This window comes from Rhodococcus sp. BL-253-APC-6A1W, from assembly GCF_012843405.1.
In the GTDB taxonomy this organism is placed as follows: domain Bacteria; phylum Actinomycetota; class Actinomycetes; order Mycobacteriales; family Mycobacteriaceae; genus Rhodococcus.
In genome coordinates, this window is sequence record NZ_JABAFB010000001.1 from 92,354 (window position 1) to 116,338 (window position 23,985).

At 69.1% G+C, this 23,985-nt stretch carries 6 protein-coding genes; 4 read left to right on the top strand and 2 right to left on the bottom strand.

What is annotated here, in order from left to right:
• Positions 1–139: 139 nt before the first annotated feature.
• Complete coding sequence (locus tag HF877_RS00360; RefSeq protein ID WP_169618981.1) at positions 140–1,567, top strand: Hsp70 family protein; 1,428 nt, start codon at positions 140–142, stop codon at positions 1,565–1,567.
• Position 1,568: 1 nt separating this feature from the next.
• Here the strand turns inward: HF877_RS00360 and HF877_RS00365 are convergent, their stop codons facing one another.
• Both HF877_RS00365 and HF877_RS00370 read right to left on the bottom strand, forming a co-directional pair.
• Positions 1,569–2,852 (bottom strand): YibE/F family protein, encoded by a 1,284-nt coding sequence (locus tag HF877_RS00365; protein WP_169618983.1) that lies wholly within the window; start codon positions 2,850–2,852, stop codon positions 1,569–1,571.
• A gap of 346 nt (positions 2,853–3,198) precedes the next feature.
• Positions 3,199–4,419 carry a pyridoxal phosphate-dependent aminotransferase gene (locus HF877_RS00370; protein WP_169619573.1) on the bottom strand — a complete coding sequence of 407 codons (1,221 nt, stop codon included), beginning with the start codon at positions 4,417–4,419 and terminating at the stop codon, positions 3,199–3,201.
• Positions 4,420–4,620: 201 nt separating this feature from the next.
• On the opposite strand from HF877_RS00370, the gene HF877_RS00375 reads away from it, so the two are divergent.
• From HF877_RS00375 to HF877_RS00385, 3 genes are all read left to right on the top strand, one after another.
• The gene (locus HF877_RS00375; protein WP_169618985.1) at positions 4,621–4,824 is read left to right on the top strand and encodes a cold-shock protein; all 204 of its coding nucleotides are present in this window, start codon (positions 4,621–4,623) and stop codon (positions 4,822–4,824) included.
• 197 nt (positions 4,825–5,021) lie between these two features.
• On the top strand, positions 5,022–6,194 hold the full coding sequence (locus HF877_RS00380; RefSeq protein ID WP_169618987.1) for an alkane 1-monooxygenase: 1,173 nt from the start codon (positions 5,022–5,024) through the stop codon (positions 6,192–6,194).
• Positions 6,195–6,267: 73 nt separating this feature from the next.
• Positions 6,268–23,985 (top strand): non-ribosomal peptide synthetase, encoded by a 17,718-nt coding sequence (locus tag HF877_RS00385; RefSeq protein ID WP_169618989.1) that lies wholly within the window; start codon positions 6,268–6,270, stop codon positions 23,983–23,985.

Below are 23,985 nucleotides of genomic sequence, written 5' to 3' on the forward strand. Positions count from 1 at the left end.
TCGTAGGGGACGCCGCCGTGAAGGGCTGTCCCACGAACCGGCCCTGGCGTCGTATCCGGCATTGGGTAGCATCGGAGCGATTCGAAAGGCGCCGGGGAGACACAATGCGGCTGGCGCGACCAACTGTCGAAGGCGGCTCATGAGTTCGGTTCTCGGTGTAACCGTGGGGGAAAGCGCCGTCCGGATCGTGCGTCCGGTGGATCGGACCGCACCCTCTGCGGGTTTTCAATTCCAGGTCGTGGAGACCGGTAAGGACGATCCGGCGCGACTCGCGGCGAGCACACTCGGCGCGCTGTTCCAGGCAGGCGTGGCGGGGGATCCGATCGAGACGGTCGGGCTCGTCTACCGCGATCAGGCACAGGCCGAACGCCTGCGGGCCGCGCTGTCCGCCGAGAAGCTCGACCACTTCACGCTCGTGTCCGAGCCCGAAGCGGCCTTGACTTATCTGCAGGCGACCGGCGAGCTGGGCAGCAACACCGCGGTCTTCTACGACCTCGGCGACGCCGGTCTGACGGTCACCGTGGTCGACCTGCGCGCCGGTCAGGTCCTCGCCGAACGGACCGACTCGATCGGTGGCCGCGTCTTCGACAAAGCCATCCGCGAACATGCCCTCGATACCAACGGCGTGTGGCGTCCCGACGACCCGAGCACCGACAACGAATTGTCGGCGCAGTGCCGGCAGGCGAAAGAGAAGCTCTCCGAGAGCGATACCGTGGCGGTGCCCGGTGCGGCCGGTGTGGTGTTCCTGTCGCGGGACACCTTCGACCCGCTGATTTCCCAGTGCGTCGAGTCGTCCGCGCAGTTCGTGCACAACGTCATCGCTCGCTCGAACCGCAATCCCGAGGCCGTGGTGCTGCTCGGGGGCGGCGCGCACGTGCCGCTGGTCCAGGAAGTGCTGCGGTCCTGGCTGAAGCTGCCGCTGGTCGTACCTCACGAACCCGAACTCGTCCTGGCCAAGGGCGGTGCGATCGTCGCTGCGCGGCCGCCGTCGTCGCAGCCCATCAGTCCGCTCACCCGAATCGTGCCTCCGCGTCCCGCGCCGGTCAGCGAAGACACCGACCGCATTCCGGTGGTCAAGGCGGCGGTGTCCTCGCCGCCGCCGGAGAAGGCTGCGGAGAAGACGGACGACGACGCGAAGCCGTGGTGGGCCGCGCTGTCGTGGCGGGGACCTTCGGTCAGCGGCAAGCAGATCTCCGGTGCCGGACTGGCCGGGTCGGCGCTGGCTGTCGTCGCGGTGATCGGTATCGCCTTGAGCGCGGGGAACTCCGTGTTCGGGGCGCCCGCGGACGGTCGCGGGACGAGTCCTACGCAGTCGTTCGATCAGCCCACGACGTCCTCGACGCGGCCGCGGCCCGCGCCCGCTGTGTCACCGTCGACGGTCACTCCTACGACCACCACCGAGTCGCCCACGACCACCTACGAGCCGCGACCGGTACCGCCGCCTCCGTCGCCGGAACCGACTCCGGAACCGCAGATCCCGGGCCTGAACATTCCGGTACCGACGTTGCCGCCGCTCCCGACGATCGAACTGCCCCGGCTGCCGGAACTCCGCGTACCCGGTCTGTGACCTACCGGCCCGGCTGCCCGCTCCCGTTGGCGCGGGAGTGCCGGCCGGGCGCGACCGGCAGGCTTCCGGCACGGGACAGCACGGCGGCGATCGCCGTGGTGAGGGGAACCGAGAGCGCCAGCGCGATACCGCCCACGCACGCGCGCACGATCTCGACTGCCACCGCGTCACCGGTGACCACGTCGGAGATCGACCGGCCGGCGACGGAGAAGAGCAGCAGCAACGGCAGCGCGCCACCCGCGTAGGCGAGCACGAGCGTGTAGACGGTGCTGGCGATGTGGTCGCGGCCGACCCGCATCGCGGACGCGAAGATCTCCCGGCGCGACGCGCGCGGATCCAGGGATGCCAGTTCGAACGCCGACGACGCCTGAGTGATCGTGACGTCGTTGAGCACACCGAGCGAGCCGATGATGAAGCCTGCCAGCAGCAGTCCGCTGATCGACACGGTGCCGATGTACATCTGGACGTCGGTGTTCTGTTCTTCGGACAGACCTGTCAGGTGCGTCATCCGGATCGCGACGTACGAGAGCAGCGCGGCGAGGGCCATCGACGCGAGAGTGCCGAGCAACGCCGAACTGGTCCGGAGATTCACCCCGTGGGCGAGATACAGCACGGCGTAGAGGATCAGCGCTCCGCCGACCAGTGCGACCGGGACGGCCGGTTTTCCGTCGAGGAGGGCCGGGAGCATGAACATCACGAGCACCGCGAAGGCGACGCCGAGGCCGATGAGCGCCCGCAGGCCGCGCCAGCGGGCGACGGCGACGATGACGATCGCGAACGCCGCGATGATCAGGGTCAGTGGCAGGCCTCGCGCGAAGTCGTAGAACGAGTACTGGGTGGCACCGGTGGGGTCGGTCTGGCGGACGATCCGGATGTCGTCGCCGGTGCTCAATTCGGGCTGCCCGGGACCAGGGACCACCTCGAGCAAGGTGAACGCGCCGGCGTTGGGACCGGACTCGATCGCGATGATGCTGCGCTCGCACTCGTAGGCCCCGCCGACGGGAGGGGGCAGCGGGTCGCCGGGGAACACACGCCCGGACGACGGGCTCCCGCACGCACCCGGACCTTGCTCCACCACTGTTCCGGCTTCCGTGACCACTGCGTCACCGCCGGTGGTCTGGAACGGGGCCGGAACGTCGATGGATTGACTGCTCGGCCAGAGCAGCACCGTTCCGAAGAGGACGACGGCGCCGATGGCCACCAGCAATCCGATGACGATCTTCGCGGCGAGCGGGCCCAGTGGTGCAGGTCCGTCGAAGTGGCCGTGTCCGTGTCCGTGACTCACGGCCACAGGCTAACCACCCGCCGCGCGACACGCGCAGGCGGTGGCCGACCACGAGGAGTGAACCGAAGACAGTGGGCTGGGGGTGGCGGGGAGCAGGGGGGTGTCCCCGCCACCGTCACCTGACCTCGCACAGGGGGGATGGCGTCGGTCAGGGAGCCCGGCACTGAGTGCCGAAATCCAAGCTACTTGCTTTTGGGGGTCCGCGGGGCCCGCGATTCTGTGGCGCTCCTCACGAATCGGACGGACCGTCCAGGTCCGAACAGACTCCGAGGGCACCGAACAGGGACTTTCGCCTCTAGCGCCCCTGCGTCACCGTTCCGCAACGATCGCTTTCGCGGGCGTGCCGCTACTGCTTGTAGCTCGAGAGGAAGTTGCCGATCCGCTCGATGGCAACGGAGAGGTCCCGGGCCCACGGCAGCGTGACGATCCGGAAGTGATCCGGGGCGGGCCAGTTGAAGCCCGTGCCCTGCGTGACCAGGATGCGCTCCTGCAACAGCAGATCCTGGACCAGCTGCGCGTCGTCGTGGATGTCGTACACCTCGGGGTCGAGCCGGGGGAACGCGTACAGCGCGCCGCGCGGCTTGACGCAGCTCACGCCCGGAATCGCGTTCAGGCGCTCCCACGCGACGTCCCGCTGCTCGAGCAGGCGCCCGCCGGGCAGCACCAGATCGTCGATGCTCTGGTAGCCACCCAGGGCCACCTGGATGGCGTGCTGGGCCGGAACGTTCGGGCACAGGCGAGTGGATGCGAGCAGATCGATGCCCTCGAGGAATCCGGCGGCGTGGTCCTTCGGGCCGGTGATGACCATCCAGCCCGACCGGTAGCCGGCGACGCGATACGCCTTCGACAACCCGTTGTACGTGATGCACAGCAGGTCGGGGGCCAGCGTCGCGAGGGAGACGTGCTTGGCGTCGTCGTAGAGGATCTTGTCGTAGATCTCGTCGGCGAGCAGCAGCAGCTGGTGCTTGCGTGCCAGTCGCACGATCTGCTCGAGCACCTCGCGGGAGTACACCGCGCCGGTGGGGTTGTTCGGGTTGATCACCACGATCGCCTTGGTGCGCTCGGTGATCTTCGACTCGATGTCCTCGATGTCGGGATTCCAGCCGTTGGTCTCGTCGCACAGGTAGTGGACGGGTGTGCCGCCGCCGAGCGATGTCATCGCAGTCCACAGCGGGTAGTCCGGTGCGGGGATGAGCACTTCGTCGCCGTCGTCGAGCAGCGCCTGCATCGTCATGGTGATGAGTTCGGACACGCCGTTGCCGAGGTAGACGTCGTTGATGTCGAACTTGGGGAAGCCCGGGACCAGCTCGTAGCGGGTGACGATCGCGCGCCGGGCCGGCGCGATGCCCTTGGACTCCGAGTACCCCTGGGCATGCGGAAGCGACCCGATCATGTCCTGCACGATCGTGTCCGGCGCCTCGAACCCGAAGGGTGCGGGGTTGCCGATGTTGAGCTTGAGGATGCGATTGCCCTCCGCTTCGAGCCGTGCCGCATGCGCGTGCACCGGTCCGCGGATCTCGTACAGCACGTTCTGGAGCTTGGACGACTGCTCCAGACGGCGGCTCATGCGGTGGTGAAGCTGGCCCTGTTCCTCGTTAGTCACGCCTCTATGGTGCCACCGTCCCGCAAACCGATTTCATCCGCATTTTCCCGACACGCGGAATTAAGGCGGGATCCACCGCGACGAATGTCCGGATAAGTGCGATGATTGGGATTCCAGCAAGGCCGTACGTCGGGGTGACGTACGGGAAGATTAGGAGCAAGTGGTATGGCGCAGGGCACTGTCAAGTGGTTCAACGCAGAAAAGGGCTTCGGATTCATCGAGCAGGACGGTGGGGGCGCGGACGTTTTCGTTCATTACTCCGAGATCCAGGGCTCGGGATTCAAGTCGCTCGACGAGGGAGCACGCGTCGAGTTCGAGATCGGCCAGGGTCAGAAGGGCCCGCAGGCCCAGGGTGTGCGCGCTATCTGAAGCGCATCTCTGCTGACCGAGCGGCGGCGTCGCATCTCAGGGTGCGGCGCCGTCGCCGTGTCTGCTCCCGGTGCCGATCCGGGTCTCACCGCACATCTGGCCCCATGGATACTGTGTAGCCGATCCGGCGTGCGAGTCGCGTTGTGGTCGGTGGGGATTCGATAAGCCGTCGGAGACGGAACCGGTGTGAGGTGGGAATGAGCGTGGGGGGCGACACCGAGCGCGCAAGCTCGGGTGCGCGATGGCGGGATCCGAAGCGCTACCTCTGGTTGTACGGACTGGCGATCCCGTTGAGCCCGTTTCTCGCCTACGTTCTGGTGCAGCACTTCCACCTCGGGGTGTTCTGGGCGACCGGCGCCATCATCATCGCGGTGATCTGCCCGCTGATCGATGCGCTTGCCAAGGTCGACACCGGCAACCCGCCCGACGAGGTGATGAAACCCCTCGAGAACGACCGGTACTACCGGTACTGCACGTACCTCTACCTGCCGCTGCAGTACGCCGGGTTCGTCTTCGGCTGCTGGCTCTGGGTGTCGCAGCCCATGGGCGGCGCCGAAAAGTTCGCCCTGGCCGCGACCCTGGGCATCGTCGGCGGAGTCGGCATCAACGCAGCGCACGAGCTCGGGCACAAGCGCACGTCGATCGAAAGAAACCTTGCGAAAGTGGCGCTCGCCCAATCTTTCTACGGCCACTTCTACGTCGAGCACAATCACGGGCACCACATCAGGGTTGCCACACCGGAGGATCCTGCGACCGCACGCTTCGGTGAAGGGTACTGGCGATTCCTGCCGCGTTCGGTGTTCGGCAGTCTCGGTTCGGCGGTGCGGTACGAGAACGCGCGGCTGAAGCGACGTGGCCTCTCGTGGTGGAATGTGCGGCATAACAACGTGCTCAGTGCCTGGCTCATGAGCACAGTGCTGTACGCGGCGCTCATCGCGGTGTTCGGCTGGTCGATCGCGCCGTGGCTGGTAGTGCAGGCAGCCCTTGCCATCATGTTTCTCGAAGGCGCGAACTACATCGAGCACTACGGGTTGTTGCGGCGGAGCCGTCCCGGCGGCGGGTACGAACGGGTCGCTCCGGAGCACAGCTGGAACAGCAATCATGTCTGCTCGAACGTTTTCCTCTACAACCTCCAGCGGCACAGCGACCATCACGCGAACCCGCTGCGCCGCTACCAGACGCTGCGCTCCATGCCCGACGCGCCTCAGCTTCCCGCCGGATACGCGGTCCTGATCGTGTTGTCCCTGGTCCCGCCGCTCTGGCGACGGATCATGGATCAGCGGTTGCTGGAGCATTACGGCCGGGATTTGTCACGCATCAACATCCACCCCCCGAAGCGAGATTTGCTCCTTGCCAGATTCTCGGACTGACGCGAAGCTATATTACGGAACGATCTTGTCCGAATAACGATCCGGAATCTTTTTCACCAGCGTCGGGAGCCGAGTGGAACAGCAGTATGCGCGTGGACCGGTGCTCGTCGACGACGAGCCTCAGGTGGGCTTCCCACTCTCGACGGCGCAGCGCGGGATCTGGTTCGCCCAGCATCTGCTCGGCGACATTCCGCTCACCATTGCCCAGTACATCGACGTCCACGGTGATCTCGACGTCGAGGCGTTCGCGGACGCCGGTGCGGCCACCGGTCGCGAAATCGGCACCGGAATGCTCCGGTTGTTCGAGCACGACGGGCAGCCCTACCAGGTGATCGATCCCGATCTCAACGATCGGGCCACCGTCCTCGACCTGCGTGAGCGCCCCGATCCCGAGGCCGCTGCGATCGCGTGGATGCGGGCCGAGTACCGCACCCCGCTGGACATGCTCGAGGACCGGCTCATCGTGTGCGCGATTCTGCGCATCGCCGAGGCCCGGTACTTCGTCTACACCCGGATCCACCACGTCGCGCTGGACGGATTCGGCGCCACAACCTTCGTCAACCGGATCGCCGAGCGGTACACCGCCGTCAAGGAGGGCCGCGAACCCGCGTCGTTCCCCGTCAGCGCGCTCCACGAGATCGTCGACGACGAGAACCGCTACCGCGAATCGGGCCGGTTCGAGACCGACCGGGAGTACTGGGCCGCGCGGGCCCGCGACCTGCCGCACCCGATCGGCCTCTCCGGCCGGGCGGCGCCGGTCGGCCCCAATCCGGTCCGCTACAGCGCGCCGCTGCCCGACGAGGTGGCGGCGTCCATCGAACGGGTCATCGCCCGTGACGAGCAGGCCACCTTCACGAGCGTGGTCATCGCTGCCTTCGCTGCGTTCCTCGCCCGGGTCACAGGTGAATCCGACATCGTGCTCAGCCTGCCGGTCTCGGCACGCACGACCGTCAAGTTGCGACGATCCGGGGGCATGGTCTCCAACGTCGTGCCGATCCGAGTGGGCGTGGACCCCGCGGACACCGCTCCCGACATCACGTCCCGCGTGCAACTCGAACTCACCGGAGCGCTGCGTCATCAGCGGTACCGGCACGAGGACATGCGGCGCGACACCGGGAGGGGCGGAGCCGATCGCGGCTTCTTCGGTCCCGCCGTCAACATCATGATGTTCGGAACGGAGATCCGTCTCGGCGATCTCGTCGGCCGTCTCCACGTGGTCAGCACGGGACCGGTCGAAGACCTCTCGCTCAACATCTACCCGAGCAAACCCGGCGATCCGGCGCACATCGACCTCGAAGCCAACCCGAACCTGTACTCCATCGACGAATTACGCTCCCACCACAGCCGATTCATCGAGTTCCTTGCCGACTTCGCGGAATGCGACGGCACCGTGGGCGCGCTCGACGTGCTCCACGAGGACGAGCGGGACACGCTCGTCCCGTTCCGCGGCCGCCCGCCGCGCCCCGTCCGGATGCTGCCGGACCTTCTCGCGCAAGGGGTGCGGCGCAACCGCGACGGCATCGCCGTCCTCGACGGCGACCGGACGCTGACCTACCGCGCCCTCGACGAGCGCTCCGATCGGCTCGCCCGGGTACTCGCCGACGCCGGCGCCGTTCCCGAAACGTTCGTCGTGCTGAGCATGGAGCGCAGTGCCGAAGCGCTGGTCGCCCTCTGGGCCGTGGCGAAGAGCGGCGCCGCGTTCGTACCGATCGATCCGGCGCTGCCCGCGGAACGTCTCGCGTACATGATCCGGGACTCCGGGGCGCGACTCGGCATCAGCACGCGCGACCGGATACCCCACCTGCCCACGGGTCCGCGCTGGTTCGCCGCGGACGACGCGCATCCGGCTGTGGATGCGCCGCCGGTCGTCGCGGCCAGGCCCGAGCATCCCGCCTACATGATCTACACCTCCGGTTCGACCGGCACACCGAAGGGCGTGGTGGTCACCCACTCCGGGCTCGCCGCGTTCGACGCCGACGCCCGGCCGGAACTCGGCCTCACTCCCGAATCGAGGATGTTGCGTTTCTCGTCGGCGAGTTTCGACGCATCGATCTTCGAGATGCTGCAGGCGTTCAGCGCCGGCGCGGCGATGGTGGTCGCCCCGCCGCACATCCTCGGCGGGCAGGATCTCGCCGATCTGTTGCGTAGCAGCCGTGTCACCCACATCGTGTCGGCGCCGACCGTGCTCACCACCGTCGACCCCACCGGACTCGACGTTCTCGACGCCGTCGTGGTGGGCGGTGACGTCTGTACTCCCGACCTCGTCGAGCGTTTCGGTGCCGTCAGCCGGTTCACCAACAGCTACGGGCCGACCGAAACCACCATCGTGGTCACCGCGGGGAGCCCGCTGCACTCGGGTGACCGGATCACCATCGGGCGGCCGCTCGACGGTGTCGCAGCCGTGGTCCTCGACCGCAGATTGCGGCCCGTCCCAGTGGGATTCGTGGGTGAGCTGTATCTCGGGGGCCCTGCGCTGGCCCGGGGATACCACTCCCGGCCGGGACAGACCGCCGACCGGTTCGTCGCCAACCCGTTCGAGCCCGGTGGCCGCCTCTATCGCACCGGTGACGACGTGCGCTGGACCGTCGACCACGAACTCGAATTCCTGGGCCGCTCCGACTTCCAGGTGAAGATCCGCGGATTCCGCATCGAACTCGGTGAAATCGACACGGCGCTGCTCGAACAACCGGGTGTCGACTACGCGGCGTCCGTCGTCCACGACACCGGGCACTCGAGCGTGCCGATCTCGTACGTGCGGATGGAATCGGACCACCTCTTCGACGCAGCGACGCTCCTCGAGGGCGTCGGCCGGATGCTGCCGTCGCACATGATTCCCGCCGCGCTGATGGAACTGGACCACATTCCGGTGACGCCCGCGGGCAAGCTCGACCGCGCCGCCCTACCGGCACCACGGTTCGAGTCGGCCGAATTCCGCGCGCCCCGGACAGATTCGGAGATTGCGCTCGCCGAACTCGCGGTGGGGCTCCTCGACGTCGAACGGGTCGGTGTCGACGATTCGCTCTTCGCGCTCGGCGCCGACAGCATCGTGGCGATGCAGTTCGCCGCCCGCGCCAAGGATGCCGGGCTGCACATCACGGCACGGCAGATTTTCGAGCACAAGACGATTGCCGCGCTGGCTCGTGTCGCCACCGCGGTGTCGGCGACCACGGTCATGGCAGAACTGCCCGGTGGCGGTGCCGGCCAGATTCCGCTGACGCCCATCGTGCACGACATGCTCCGGCGCGGCGACTACTCCACGTTCGCGCAGGCGGTACTCGTCACCACCCCCGCCGGCCTCACCGCCGAACACCTGTCCGCAGCGCTCGGTGCCGTGCTCGACCGCCACGACATGCTGCGCTCGGTGATGCGCGGCGGCACCTGGGAGGTCCGTGCCGGCGCCGCCGATCCCGGAACCCTCGTCACGCGCGTTCCCGTCGCGGACCTCGACGACATCGAGGATCTGATCGCGTCCCGATGCGACAGTGCCGCAGCGGCGCTCGATCCTGCCGCGGGTGTGACGCTGCAGGCCGTGTGGTTCGACGTGGACGCAGCCGATACGCAGGGCAAACTCCTGCTCGTCGCGCACCACCTCGTCGTCGACGGGGTGTCCTGGCGGGTGCTGCTCCCCGACCTCGGACAGGCCTGGATGCAGGTCGCGGCGGCCCAGGAGCCTGTTCTCCCGCCGATCGGTACGTCCTTCCGCCGCTGGGCGCACGCCCTGCACGACGCCGCTCGCGACGGCGCGTTCGCCGACGAACTCGTCTACTGGCAGCGCACGCTGACCGGGGCCCGTCCGTTGCGCGGGATCGGCACCCTCGACCCGGACGTCGACACCCTCGCCGCCACCCGGCGCATCGACGTCGCACTCGACCCGGCGGTCACCGACGCCGTCCTGACCCGGCTGCCCGCGCTCTACGGCAGCGGCGCCGCCGACGGGTTGCTCACCGCCCTCGCGCTGGCGGCCGCACGCTGGGACGACGGTGCCGAGCGCTCGCTGCTGCTGACCCTCGAAGGCCACGGGCGCGATCTCGATACGCCGGACCCGGCAGACCTGGCGCGCACCGTCGGCTGGTTCACCAGTGCCTACCCGGTGCGTCTCGCCGTCACCGGCGACCTCGACGACGCCCTGGCCGGCCGATCCGCAGCGGCCGCCGCGGTCAAAGCGGTGAAGGAACAGCTTGCCGCCGTGCCGAACCACGGTATCGGCTACGGCATCCTGCGGTACCTCGACGACGAGACCGGAACGGTGCTCGCGGATCTGCCCGCATCCCAGCTCTCGTTCAACTACCTCGGCCGGCTCACCTCGGGTCACATCCCCGACGAGATCCGCGAGATCGGCTGGGTACCCGACGACCTCGATCTCGATCCGAACCGGACCTCCGGGCTCGCCGCCGCAGCGGCGATCGACATCAACGCCATGGTCGTCGACGGTCCCGACGGACCACACCTCACCGCGTCGTTCGCGTACGTGCCGCGCCTGGTCTCCTCCGAGGACGTCGCCGAACTGGCCGAACTGTGGCGCAGCGCCCTCACCGGTCTCGCCGCGCACCTCGATCGTCCCGACGCGGGTGGCCTGACCCCGTCCGACGTGCCGCTCGTCGCCGTGGGCCAGCGCCAGATCGAGCAGTGGGAAGCCGAGTACCCGGCCGTGCGCGACATCTGGCCCCTCCCGCCGCTCCAGGCAGGGTTGCTGTTCCACGCCCGGCTCGCCGCCGGCTCGCTCGACGTCTACGTCGCGCAACTGACCCTCGAACTGGCCGGTGCCGTGGACAGCGACCGGCTGCGCAGCGCCGTCGACGCGGTCGTCGCCCGGCACGCCGGCCTGCGCACCGCGTTCGTCCACGACGAGAACGGGGACCCGGTGCAACTCGTGCTCGATCGCGTCGCCGTGCCGTGGCGCGAGGTGCGGGCCGGTGCGGGTGGAGCCGCCGAGATACTCGACTCCGAGCGCGGAACACCCTTCGACCCCGCCCGGCCGCCCCTGCTGCGGGCAGTACTCGTCCGCACCGCCGACGACCGCGCGACGCTCGTACTGACCAACCACCACCTCGTGCTCGACGGGTGGTCGATGCCCCTTCTCGTGCGAGAGATCCTCACCCACTACATATCCCGGGACGCGCTGCCCGAGCCCGCGCCGTACCGGGACTATCTCCGATGGTGGCGCGAGCAGGACACGGACCGGTCGCTCCAGGCGTGGAGCGAGTTGCTCGCCGGCGTTACCGAGCCGACGCTCGTCGCGCCGAACGCCGAGACGTCCTTCGAGGACAACCCCGGCGAGATCGACATCGATCTGCCCGACGAGTTGCTCACCGCGCTCACCGAGCAGTCGCGTGAGACCGGGATCACCGTCAACACGGTCGTGCAGGTCGCGTGGGCGCTCGTCCTGGGCCGGATGCTCACGCGTTCGGATGTGGTCTTCGGCGCGACCGTGTCCGGTCGCCCCGCAGAACTGCCCGGTGTGGAGAACATGCTGGGCCTGTTCATCAACACGGTGCCGGTGCGCGTCGAGTTCGAGCCCGGGGACACCGTCGCCGACGTGCTGCGCAGCGTGCAGGACGCGCAGGTGTCGATGCTCGACCATCACCACGTGGGTCTGGGCAGCATCCAGCAGAACATCGGCGCCGGAACCCTGTTCGACACCCTCACCGTCTTCGAGTCGTACCCCGTCGACCGCGCCGGTTTCGACGAGACCACCGACTTCGCCGGCATGCGCGTCACGGGTATCGACGCCCGCGACGCCACGCACTACCCGCTCACCGTCATGGCGATCCTCGAACCGAGGTTGCGCCTGAGCGTGCGCTACCGCACCGACCTGTTCGACCGCGCCACCGTGGACCGCATCGCGAGGCGCCTCGTCGGAGTACTCGAGACCGCGGCGACCGGGCCCGACACGCACGTCGGGGACGTCGACGTCTTCCTGCCCGGCGAACGAGACACCGTCGCCGGATTCGAACGCGGCCCGGATCGGGATCTGCCACCCACCACGCTCGTGGACCTTCTTGCGCAGAAAGCGCAGCGGACTCCCGACACGCGGGCCGTCCTCGTCGAGGGCGCTCCCGCACTGCCGTATTCGGAATTCGCGTCGCGGGTCAACCGCCTCGCCCGTGCCCTCGTCGCCGACGGCATCGGCCCCGGCGGCCTGGTGGGCGTCGCGATGCCGCGGTCGCTCGACCAGTTCACCGCGATCCACGCCGTCGTCACCGCCGGCGCCGCCTACGTGCCGATCGACCCCGAACAACCCGCGTCGCGCACCGCACACGTACTCGATACGGCTGCCCCCGCCCGGGTGCTCAGCGCTCTGCCGGACACGGCCGGGTTCTCCGGCGCTCCGCTCACCGATCTCGACCGCCGTGCGCCGCTCCACCCCGACGACCTGGCCTACGTGCTGTTCACCTCCGGGTCCACCGGACGCCCCAAGGGTGTCGCCATCTCGCATCGCAGCATCGTCAACCGCCTGCTGTGGATGCAGGGCACCTATCCGCTCACGGTCGACGATGTGGTGCTGCAGAAGACTCCCGCGACATTCGATGTGTCGGTGTGGGAGCTGTTCTGGCCGTTGCTGACCGGTGCCTCGGTGGTGCTCGCGAGCCCGGACGGGCACCGCGACCCGCGCTACCTCTCTCGCGTGATCGACGAATACGGCGTCACCACACTGCATTTCGTGCCGTCGATGCTCGACGTCTTCCTCGCCGGTGCCGACCTCGGGCGCTGCGGCAGCATGCGGCAGGTGTTCACCAGTGGGGAGGCGCTGCCCGCCACCACCGTCTCACGGTTCGCCGAGAGCCTCGGCGTGCCCCTCCACAACCTGTACGGGCCGACGGAAGCCGCGGTCGACGTCACCGCTCATCCGACGGTGGCCGGGGAGAACCCGGTGCCCATCGGAGCACCGGTCTGGAACACGACTGTGCGCGTGCTGGACTCGCGCCTCCGTCCGGTCCCGGTGGGCGTCGAGGGCGAGCTGTATCTCGGGGGAGTGCAACTCGCTCGCGGATACCATGCGGCACCCGGCCTGACGGCAGCGCGGTTCGTCGCCGACCCGTCCGGCCCAGCACGTCTCTACCGCACCGGCGACGTGGTCCGGTGGCGCGCCGACGGCGTCCTCGAGTACGTGGGCCGCAGCGACTTCCAGGTGAAGCTCCGGGGTCAGCGCATCGAACTCGGAGAGATCGAGTCCGCGCTACTCGACCACGACGCCGTCGCTCAGGCCGTGGTCGCACTGCATCGCGACCACGCAGCCGGGGAACACCTGGTCGCGTACGTGGTCGGCGCCGTGGACAGCGAGGCCGTCCTCGCGCACGCCGCAGCGCGCCTCCCGCGGCACATGGTTCCCACCGTCGCGATGGTGCTCGACGCGCTCCCGGTGACCTCCAACGGCAAGCTCGACCGCAAAGCCCTCCCCGCACCGGAATTCGGCTCCGGCACCGAGTACGTCGCCCCGGCCACCGCAACCGAGGAGACAGTGGCGGCGATCGTGGCCGACGTGCTCGGACGCGACGGCCTCGGCGCGACGGCGAACTTCTTCGATCTCGGCGGTAACTCGCTGACCGCGACCAGGCTGCTCGCCCGCCTCGACGACACCTTCGACACCCGTCTGCAGATCCGCGATCTGTTCGACAACGCCACGGTGGCCGGACTGTCCGGTCTCATCGACGGACAACAAGACCGGCAGGCGGGTCCGCCGCTCGTCGCGGGGCCGCGCCCAGAACACATCCCGCTCTCACCGGCGCAGGCGCGCATGTGGTTCGTCAACCGCTTCGACCCGGCCTCGGGTGCCTACAACGTGGCGGTCGCGCTACGCCTGACCGGCACGCTCGACATCGACGCGCTGCGCGCCGCGGTCACCGACATCGTGGACCGGCACGAGACGCTGCGCACCCGCTACCCGGATACCGGCGACGGTCCCCGGCAGGAGATCCTGCCGGCCGCCGAGGTGATCGATGCACTCACACTCGACGCCGACGCCCTGCACGGGACGCTCGACGAATGGCTCCTCGAGGTCGTCGCCCGCGGCTTCGACGTCACCCGGGAGATTCCCCTCGCGCTGAACATCGTCCGCGAAGACGCCGACCGGCACGTCCTCGTGCTGGTCGTGCATCACATCGCGATCGACGGCTGGTCGATGCAAGCGCTCGCCCGCGATCTGGTCGCCGCCTACGGTGCACGCAGCGCCGGCAGCGCCCCGGCGTGGGAGCCGTTGCCGGTCGGGTACGCCGACTACGCACTCTGGCAGCAAGGACGACTCGGCAGCACCGACGACCCCGACTCGGTGGCGGCCCGTCAACTCGCCTTCTGGCGGGACGCCCTGGCCGATGCCCCCGAGGTCTTGGACCTGCGCGCTGACCGTCGTCGACCGGCGGTCCCTTCGTTCCGGGGCGGCACGGTCACCGTCGACGTGCCCGCACCGGTATATGGCCGCGCGGCAGAACTGGCGAGGGCGCACGACGCATCGCTGTTCATGGTGCTGCACACCGCCCTTGCGGTACTGCTCTCCCGAACCGGCGGGACCTACGACGTCACCGTCGGCACGCCCGTCGCCGGTCGCGGCCATCGTGACCTCGACGACGTGGTGGGCATGTTCGTCAACACCCTCCCGTTGCGCACCCGGTTCGATGCCTCGTTCTCGTTCGCAGCGGCCCTGACCGCGGTGCGCGACACCGACCTTGCCGCGTACTCCCACGCCGATCTCCCGTTCGAGCAACTCGTCGAGGCACTCGCCCCGGCGCGCTCGACGTCGCACCAACCGCTGTTCCAGACGGTGCTCGCGCTCGACGTGCCGCAGCCGGGTGCGGTGACGCTGCCCGGTCTCGACATCGAGGTGCTGCCCGTCGATTTCGGGATCGCCAAGTTCGACCTCGAATTCGCCGTTACCGAGCACGAGCGGCACGCGACCGTCACGCTGACCTTCGCCCGCGACCTGTTCGACGACACCACCGCCGCATTGCTGGTCGAGCGCTACGTGCGGGTGCTGGAGTCGGCCGTGGCAGCTCCGGATGCCTCCGTCGGCTCGCTGAACCTGCTCTCGCACGCCGAGCACGGCGAACTGCTGCGCCGCCCCGAATCCGTCGGCGTACGCACGCTCCCGCAGCTACTTGCCGAGGCTGCCGCCGATCCCGACGCACCCGCGCTCGTCTCCGGGACGCGCATCGTCACCTACGGCGAACTCGACCGCCGCTCCTCAGCGCTCGCACACACGCTGATCGAGGCCGGCGCAGGCCCCGAGACGGTCGTTGCCGTCGCCGTGGAACGTTCGGTGGAATCGGTACTCGCAGTCTGGGCGGTCGCCCGAACCGGCGCCGCATTCCTGCCCGTCGATCCGACCTATCCGGCGGCTCGCATCGAGCACATGCTCACCGACTCGGGTGTGCGCCTCGGTCTCACCACCGACGCACACCGCAAGGCCCTGCCCGACGAGGTGCGGTGGCTCGACGCTGCCGCGCAGACCGGCGACGACCGGCCCGTCCCTGCGCGCGAACCGCACCCCGACCATCCCGCCTACCTGATCTACACCTCCGGTTCCACAGGCGTGCCCAAAGGCGTGGTCGTCACCCACCGCGGCCTCGCCGCATTCGTCGCCGAGCAGCAACGCCACTACGGCGTGCGGCCCGGTGACCGCGTCGCGGCATTCGCGTCACCCAGCTTCGACGCGTCGCTGCTCGAACTGCTGATGGCGGTCGGTGGGGGAGCGACCCTCGTGCTCGTCCCCACCGGTATCTACGGCGGCACCGAACTCGGGACGGTGCTCGCCGACACCGGCGTGACCCACCTCTTCCTCACGCCCGCGGCACTGGCGACACTCGATCCCGAGACGCTGCCGCACGTCCGGGTGGTCGTCGTCGGCGGTGAGGCATGCGAACCGTCGCTGGTGGCACGATGGGCGCCGGGCCGGGCGATGTTCAACGCCTACGGCCCCACCGAGTCGACCATCATGGCAACGCATTTCGGTCCGATGACGCCGGGAGAACCGGTGCGCATCGGCCGTGCCGTGCTCGGCACGTCCGCGATGGTTCTCGACGACCGGCTGCAACCGGTGCCCATCGGAGTGCCCGGCGAACTGTACGTATCCGGCGCGGGGCTCGCGCGGGGTTACCACGATCGCGCCGAGCTCACCGCAACGCGGTTCGTCGCCGACCCCGTCGGTGGCGGACTCATGTACCGGACGGGCGACCGCGTCCGGAAGACCGCGGACGGGACACTGGAATACCTGGGACGCAACGACTTCCAGGTGAAGGTTCGCGGCCATCGAATCGAACTGTCCGAAATCGACGCCGTCCTGTCCGGGCATCCGTCCGTCGACGCCGCGGTGAGCGTGCCCCACGCCGCAACCGGCGCCGTGGTGGCCTACGTGGTGCCGGCACCCGGTCACGCGATCGTCGCCGCCGACGTGACCGCTCACGCTGCCCGCGCCCTGCCCGACTACATGGTGCCCTCGGCGATCACCGTCGTCGACGCCTTCCCCCTCACCGGTGCGGGCAAGGTCGATCTGCGGGCACTGCCCGAACCCGTCTTCGCCGCCGCACAGTTCGTCGCACCGCGTACCGACGCCGAAAGGCGGGTCGCGGCGGTGTACGCCGACGTGCTCGGTCTCGAGCAGGCAGGTGCGCACGACGACTTCTTCGCCCTCGGCGGTAACTCCCTGTCGGCGACCCGTGTGGTGGCGCGACTCGACGCGTCGCTCGGGGTGCGCGCGGTGTTCGAGAACCCGACCGTGGCCGCACTGGCCGCCGTCGTCGGTGACAGTGGGCCGGGCACGCGCCCGCCGCTCGTCGCCGGGCCCCGCCCCGACCGCATTCCGCTCTCGCCGGCGCAGCAGCGGATGTGGCTGATCAACCGGTTCGATCCCACGTCGCCGGTCTACAACGTCCCCGTCGCCGTGCGACTGCGCGGCCGACTCGACCACGACGCGCTGCGCGCCGCGGTGCACGACGTCGTGCAGCGGCACGAGACCCTGCGGACGGTCTTCCCCGACGCCGACGGTCCACACCAGGTGGTCCTCGACGACGCCCCGGTGAACCTGACGCCGCGCCCGATCACCGCCGATACCGAGCGTGACGAGATCCTCGCCGTGCTCTCGCGCGGATTCGACGTCACGACCGAGGTCCCGATTCGCGGCGCCCTGCTCCAGGCTTCAGCCGACGAGCACGTGCTCGTGGTGGTCGTGCACCACATCGCCGCCGATGGCGCCTCCACCGTGCCGCTGGCCCGCGACATCCTCGTCGCCTACAGCGCCCGGCTCGCCGGCGCCGCTCCGCAGTGGGCGCCGCTCGCTGTGCAGTACGCCGATTTCGCGGTGTGGCAGCGCGCCGTGCTGGGCGACCCCGCCGACGCCGGATCGCTTGCAGCGCGTCAGCTCGCCTACTGGACCGAGGCACTCGACGACGTCCCGGCCGTGCTCGAGGTGCCCGCCGACCGGCCCCGCCCGGCAGTCGCCTCGCAACGCGGCGCACGCACCGACTTCCGCATCGGTGCAGACACCGTGGACGCACTCGACGCCCTCGCCCGGGCACACGGCGCCACGCGCTTCATGGCACTCCACGCCGCCCTGTCCGTGCTGCTCGCGCGGCTCGGCAACACCGACGACGTCAGCGTCGGCACCCCCGTCGCCGGTCGCGGGGAGGCAGCGCTCGACGACGTCGTCGGCATGTTCGTCAACACCCTCGTGCTGCGCACCCGGTTCGACCCGGCCGCCGGCTTCGATCGGACCCTCGAGCAGACCCGCGACGCCGACCTCGCCGCGTTCGGGCACGCCGACGTGCCGTTCGAGCAGATCGTCGACGCCGTCGACCCTGTCCGCTCGCAAAGCCACGCGCCGCTGTTCCAGGTGACACTGTCGCTCCAGAACCAGGGCACGGGTGTCCTCGAACTACCCGGCCTCGAGATCGAACCCGTCGAGCCGGGTATCGATGTCGCGAAGGTGGACCTCGAATTCACCCTCCGCGACGACGACGGCGGCCTCGCCGGGTCGCTGACCTACGCGACCGACCTGTTCGATGCCGGTACCGCGGAATCCTTGACGCGGCGATGGCTGCGCCTGCTGGACGCCGTGACCGAGAACCCCGCGGTGCCGGTGGGCGAGGTGCCGCTCATGGAGGACGCCGATGCCGCCCGTGCGCTCCGGCACGCCGTGCCCGCGGATCTGCCGGTACGCGTGCTGCCGGAGATCTTCGCGGGGGGTGTCGCCGCGAACCCGGACGGCATCGCGGCCACCGACGGGGCCAGGCACCTGACGTACACCGAGCTGGATCGTGCGTCGAACCGTCTCGCCCGCATGCTCGCCGAGCACGGCGCAGCCCCGGAAACGTTCGTGGCGCTGTCGTTCCCGCGGTCGGTCGACGCGATCATCGCATTGTGGGCCGTGGCCAAGACCGGTGCGGCGTTCGTACCGGTCGACCCCGCGCTGCCCGCCGCGCGCATCGCGTATTTGCTGTCGGATTCCGGTGCGCTTCTCGGGCTCACACACGGTGACGCACCGTCGACCGACATCTCGTGGCTCCGCGTCGACGCCGCCGCCGGATACTCCGACGCGCCGATCCGGCGGACGACCTCGGCCGGGTCCGCCGCCTACATGATCTATACCTCCGGATCGACCGGCACCCCGAAGGGTGTCGTCGTCACCCACCGCGGGCTGGCGGCCTTCACCGGCGAACACCGCCCCGAACTCGGCCTGAGCTCCGGGTCGAGGATGCTCCGGTTCTCGTCGTCGAGCTTCGACGCCTCGGTGTTCGAGCAGATCGCCGCGTTCTCCGTCGGTGCCACGATGATCGTCGCGCCGCCGGAGATCGTCGGTGGCACAGAACTGTCCGATCTGCTGCGGCGAGAACGGGTTACGCACATCCTCACCGCGCCCGCCGCGCTCGGCACCGTCACACCCGACGACCTGCCCGACCTCGAAGCGGTCATGGTCGGCGGCGACGTCTGCCCTCCCGAACTGGTTGCCAAGTTCGGCTCCGTGTGCCGGTTCGTCAACTGCTACGGCCCCACCGAAACCACCATCATCATTACGGAGACCGCGCCGCTGACCGCGGGCGACATCATCACCATCGGCGCGCCGATCCGCGGTGCGGGGGCCGTCGTCCTCGACGACCGCCTGCACCCCGTGCCCGACGGTGTCGTCGGCGAGTTGTACCTGTCCGGTGCCGGACTGGCCCGCGGCTACCACCGTCGGCCCGAGCTGACGGCGTCCCGCTTCGTCGCCAACCCTTACACCGGTGGGCTCATGTACCGCACCGGAGACCTGGTGCGGCGCACGGCCGGTGGCGAGCTCGACTTCGTCGGCCGCCGCGACGCCCAGGTGCAGGTGCGGGGCCTGCGCATCGAACTCGGTGAAATCGAAGCCGTCCTCACCCGCACCGACGAGGTCGCGCAGGCTGTCGTGCTGGTGCACAACGACGCCCGCACCGGCGACCGGCTCATCGGCTACGTCGTCCCCACCGAAGGCAATACCGCCGACACGCACCTGCTCCGCAACCGGATCGCCGACGAACTGCCGTCCTACATGGTGCCCGCGCAGATCCTCGTGCTCGACACACTGCCGATCACCGCGAACGGCAAACTCGACCGGAAAGCGCTGCCGGTCCCGGCTTTCGAGACGCGAGCATTCCGCGCACCGGAAAACGCGGTCCAGCAGACCGTCGCCTCGGTCTACGCCGAACTGCTCGGCGCCGACCGGGTCGGGCTCGACGACGACTTCTTCGCCCTCGGCGGCAACTCCCTGATCGCCACGCGGGTCATGTCGCGGATCGGGTCGGAACTCGGAGCGGACATCCCCCTCCGCGTCCTGTTCGAACAGCCCACGGTGGGTGCGCTCGCCGCGGCAGCGCAGGAGTACATGGGACGGGTAGCGCTCCCGGCGCTGGTCGTGCAGGAGCGTCCCGCTCGCATTCCGCTGTCGCTCGCGCAGCAGCGGATGTGGTTCCTCAACCGGTTCGACCCCGGCGCCGCGACCTACAACATCCCGGTCGCGCTCCGGTTGTCGGGCGACCTGGACCACGCAGCACTGAAGGCAGCGGTCGAGGACCTGCTGCTGCGGCACGACATCCTGCGCACCGTGTACCCGGAGGCCGACGGCGCGGGTATCCAGCGGGTCGTGCCGTTGTCCGAGGTGGACGCGGATCCGACGCCTGTCCCGGTCGAACCGGACGACGTGTTCGCCGTCGTCGGAGAATTGATCTCGGCGGGGTTCGACGTGACGGCGGAGGTGCCGGTACGAGTGCGGCTGCTCCGCGCCGGGCCGGAGGAATACATCCTGGTCTTCGTGGTGCACCACATCGCGGGTGACGGATTCTCGATGGGACCGCTCACCCGGGATGTGATGACGGCGTACGCGTCGCGCGTCGGCGGTCAGCCGCCCACGTGGGCTCCGCTACCGGTGCAGTACGCGGACTACACCCTCTGGCAGCGGCAGATCCTCGGCTCCGAGGACGACCCGGACAGCGTGGTGTCGAAGCAGATCTCGTACTGGAGCGAGACTTTGGCGTCGCTGCCGGATCAGCTCGAATTGCCCTGGGATCGGCCGCGTCCCCCGGTGGCGTCCCATCGGGGTGCGTCGCACACGGTCGGTCTCGACGCGTCGCTCCACCGAGGTCTGCTCGGGCTCGCGCGAACACACCACGCCACGCTGTTCATGGTGCTGCACAGCGCCCTGGCGTCCGCTCTCGCCCGGCTCAGCGGCACCTCCGACATCGCGCTCGGTACGCCGGTTGCCGGTCGTGGTGAAGCCGAACTCGACGATCTGATCGGGATGTTCGTCAACACGCTGGTCCTGCGTACCGACATCGACCCGGGCCGGTCGTTCGCGGACCTGCTCCGCTCGGTGCGGGAAACGGATCTGCACGCGTTCGCGCACGCCGACGTGCCGTTCGAGCGCCTCGTCGAGGTCCTCGCACCGGCCCGTTCGCAGGCGCGTAACCCGCTCTTCCAGGTGATGCTGACGCTGCAGAACATGCAGCCCGTCGATTTCCGTCTCGGTGGCGTCGACATCGAACCCGTCGAGGCCGACCTGAACCAGGCGATGGTCGATCTCCAGGTCACCGCGCACGAAGCATTCTCGGAGGGCGGCACTCCGGACGGTATCGACCTGACGTGGACCTACGCCACGGACCTCTTCGACGCTTCCACCGTCGCGGGATTCGCCGATCGGTTCGTCCGCATCCTCACCGCAGCAGTGCGCGATCCCGAAACTCCCGTCGGCGACCTGGAATGGCTCGCGCCGCCGGAGCGTGCGGCCCTACACGAGATGGGCCTCCCCGCGGTGCGCACCGGCCCGGGCGGCGCCACCCTGCCGGATCGGTCGGCCGCGCAGGCCGCGACGACACCGCATGCCGTCGCCGTCGCCGACGAAGACACCTCGTACTCCTACGCGGAATTCGCTTCGAGAGTCAACAGTCTTGCCCGGCATCTTATTTCGCTGGGTGTGGGCCCTGAGACGAACGTTGCCATCGCGATGGAGCGATCGATCGACGCGGTGATCGCGGTCCACGCCGTGGTCGCCGCCGGCGGTGCCTACGTGCCCGTCGACCCCGGGCAACCGGCCGAGCGGATCTCCTACGTGTTCGAGATCGCCGATCCGATACTGGTGTTGTCGGACTCGCGCCACCACCTGGGCGCGGATCGGACGGTGTTCGATATCGGCACGTTCGATGCGACCGGTGTACCGGACGGGCCGATCTCGGATGCCGAGCGACGGGGCCCACTGCGCCCGGACAACACGGCGTACGTGCTGTTCACGTCGGGCTCGACGGGGCGCCCGAAGGGTGTGGCGGTCTCGCACGCGTCGGCTGTGAACCAGCTGGACTGGTTGCAGGAGGAGTTCGGCGCCGATGCTGCCGACACCGTTCTGCTCAAGACTCCGCTGACGTTCGACGCATCGGTGTGGGAGCTCTTCTGGCCCTTGCACAGTGGAGCGCGGATGGTCGTCGCGGCACCGGACGGTCACCGCGATCCGCAGTACCTCGCGCGTGCGCTGGTGGATTTCGAGGTGTCCGTGGCACAGTTCGTGCCCGTCGTGCTCGACGCGGTGCTCGACGTGCTGGAGGAACCCACTCCGTCGTTGCGGCTGGTATTTGCCGGCGGTGAGGCCCTGTCGGGTGCGACGGCCGACCGCGCGCGGAGGATGCTCGGGTGCGGGGTGCACAACCTGTACGGCCCGACCGAAACGACGATGCAGGCCACGCACCGCCGAAGCGATCCCGATTCCGGCGGTGGGCGCGTCCCCATCGGTACACCCGTTCGGAACACCGGTGCCCTGGTGCTCGACACACGTCTGCATCCCGTGCCGGTGGGAGTCGTGGGCGAGCTTTATCTCTCGGGTGTCCAGTTGGCCCGCGGCTATGCGGGACGCGCACACCTGACGGCCGACAGGTTCGTGGCGAACCCGTTCGACGGTGCGGGGACGAGGATGTACCGCACGGGAGATCTGGTGCGGTGGAACGCACATCACGAACTCGAATACGTAGGCCGCAACGACATGCAGGTCAAGCTGCGGGGCCAGCGGATCGAACTCGGGGAAATCGACTCGGTGCTGCGCGCACACGAGGATGTTGCGGCCGGGGTAGTGGTGGCGTGGCCGGAACAACTCGTCGGTTACGTCGTGCCCACCGGTGAACTCGATACGCAGCGACTGCGGGAGGCACTGGGCCGGGTGCTGCCGTCGTACATGGTGCCGGCGCAGTTCGTCGTGCTCGATGCGTTGCCGACGACACCCAACGGGAAGGTCGATCGGAAAGCGCTGCGACAGCCCGAGGTTCGGGCACGCGAGTTCCGGCGCCCGTCGGGCGACACCGAACGTGCTGTGGCCGACGCCTTCTCCGATATTCTCGGTGTCGCACAGGTGGGGGCGGACGACGACTTCTTCGCGCTCGGTGGCACTTCCCTGGTCGCGACCAGGCTCGTCGCGCAGTTGCGCGACGCGCTGGGCGTCGCGGTCCCGTTGCCGTCGTTGTTCTCGCATTCGACGGTGGAAGCGCTGGCTCGGAAGATCGCCGAGGGCGGGGGGTCCGGTCCGGAGTTCGGAACGCTGCTCCCGATCCGTGCGGAGGGCGACCTTCCCCCGGTCTTCTGCGTGCATCCGATCATCGGATTGTCGTGGTGCTACACCGCTCTCGCGCAGGAGATCGACCCGTCCGTACCCGTGTACGGAGTGCAGACCCCGCTCGAGGACCGGCCTGAATCCCTCGACGACCTGGCGGCGCTCTACGTCGACGAGATACGCCGGATCCAGCCGGAGGGCCCGTACCGGCTGCTCGGATGGTCGCTGGGAGGTGTCATCGCGCACGCCATGGCGGTGCAACTCCAGGCCGCCGGCAGCGCAGTGGAAACACTGGTGATGCTCGACAGTTTCGCGGACACCGACACCGACACCGACGCGTCCGAGGAGCCGGAAATGCCGATGAGCGACCTGCTCGCAGGACTCGGCGTTGTCGGAGACGGTGACGGACCGGCGGATCTCGCCGGGATCGTCCGGGTGGTCGCCGACGTCACCGGCACTCCGGCCGAGGACACCGAACGTCTCGTGCGGCAGCTGATGGACGCGGCCCGGCACAACGTTGTCCTGGCGGCCGGTCACCGGCCCGGACGGTTCGACGGTGACGTCGTGTATTTCACCGCAGCCGAGGACGACAGCCGCGGGGCGGCAGGCTGGGCCGATGCCGTGAGCGGGCGAATCCATGACCATTCAGTGCCGGTCACCCACTGGCGCATGACTTCGACCGAGGCACTTGCCGTGCTGGGGCCTCGCCTGCGTACTGTCTTCGCAACTCCATCCGACCACGACCGACAGGGCGAACAAGCAAGATGA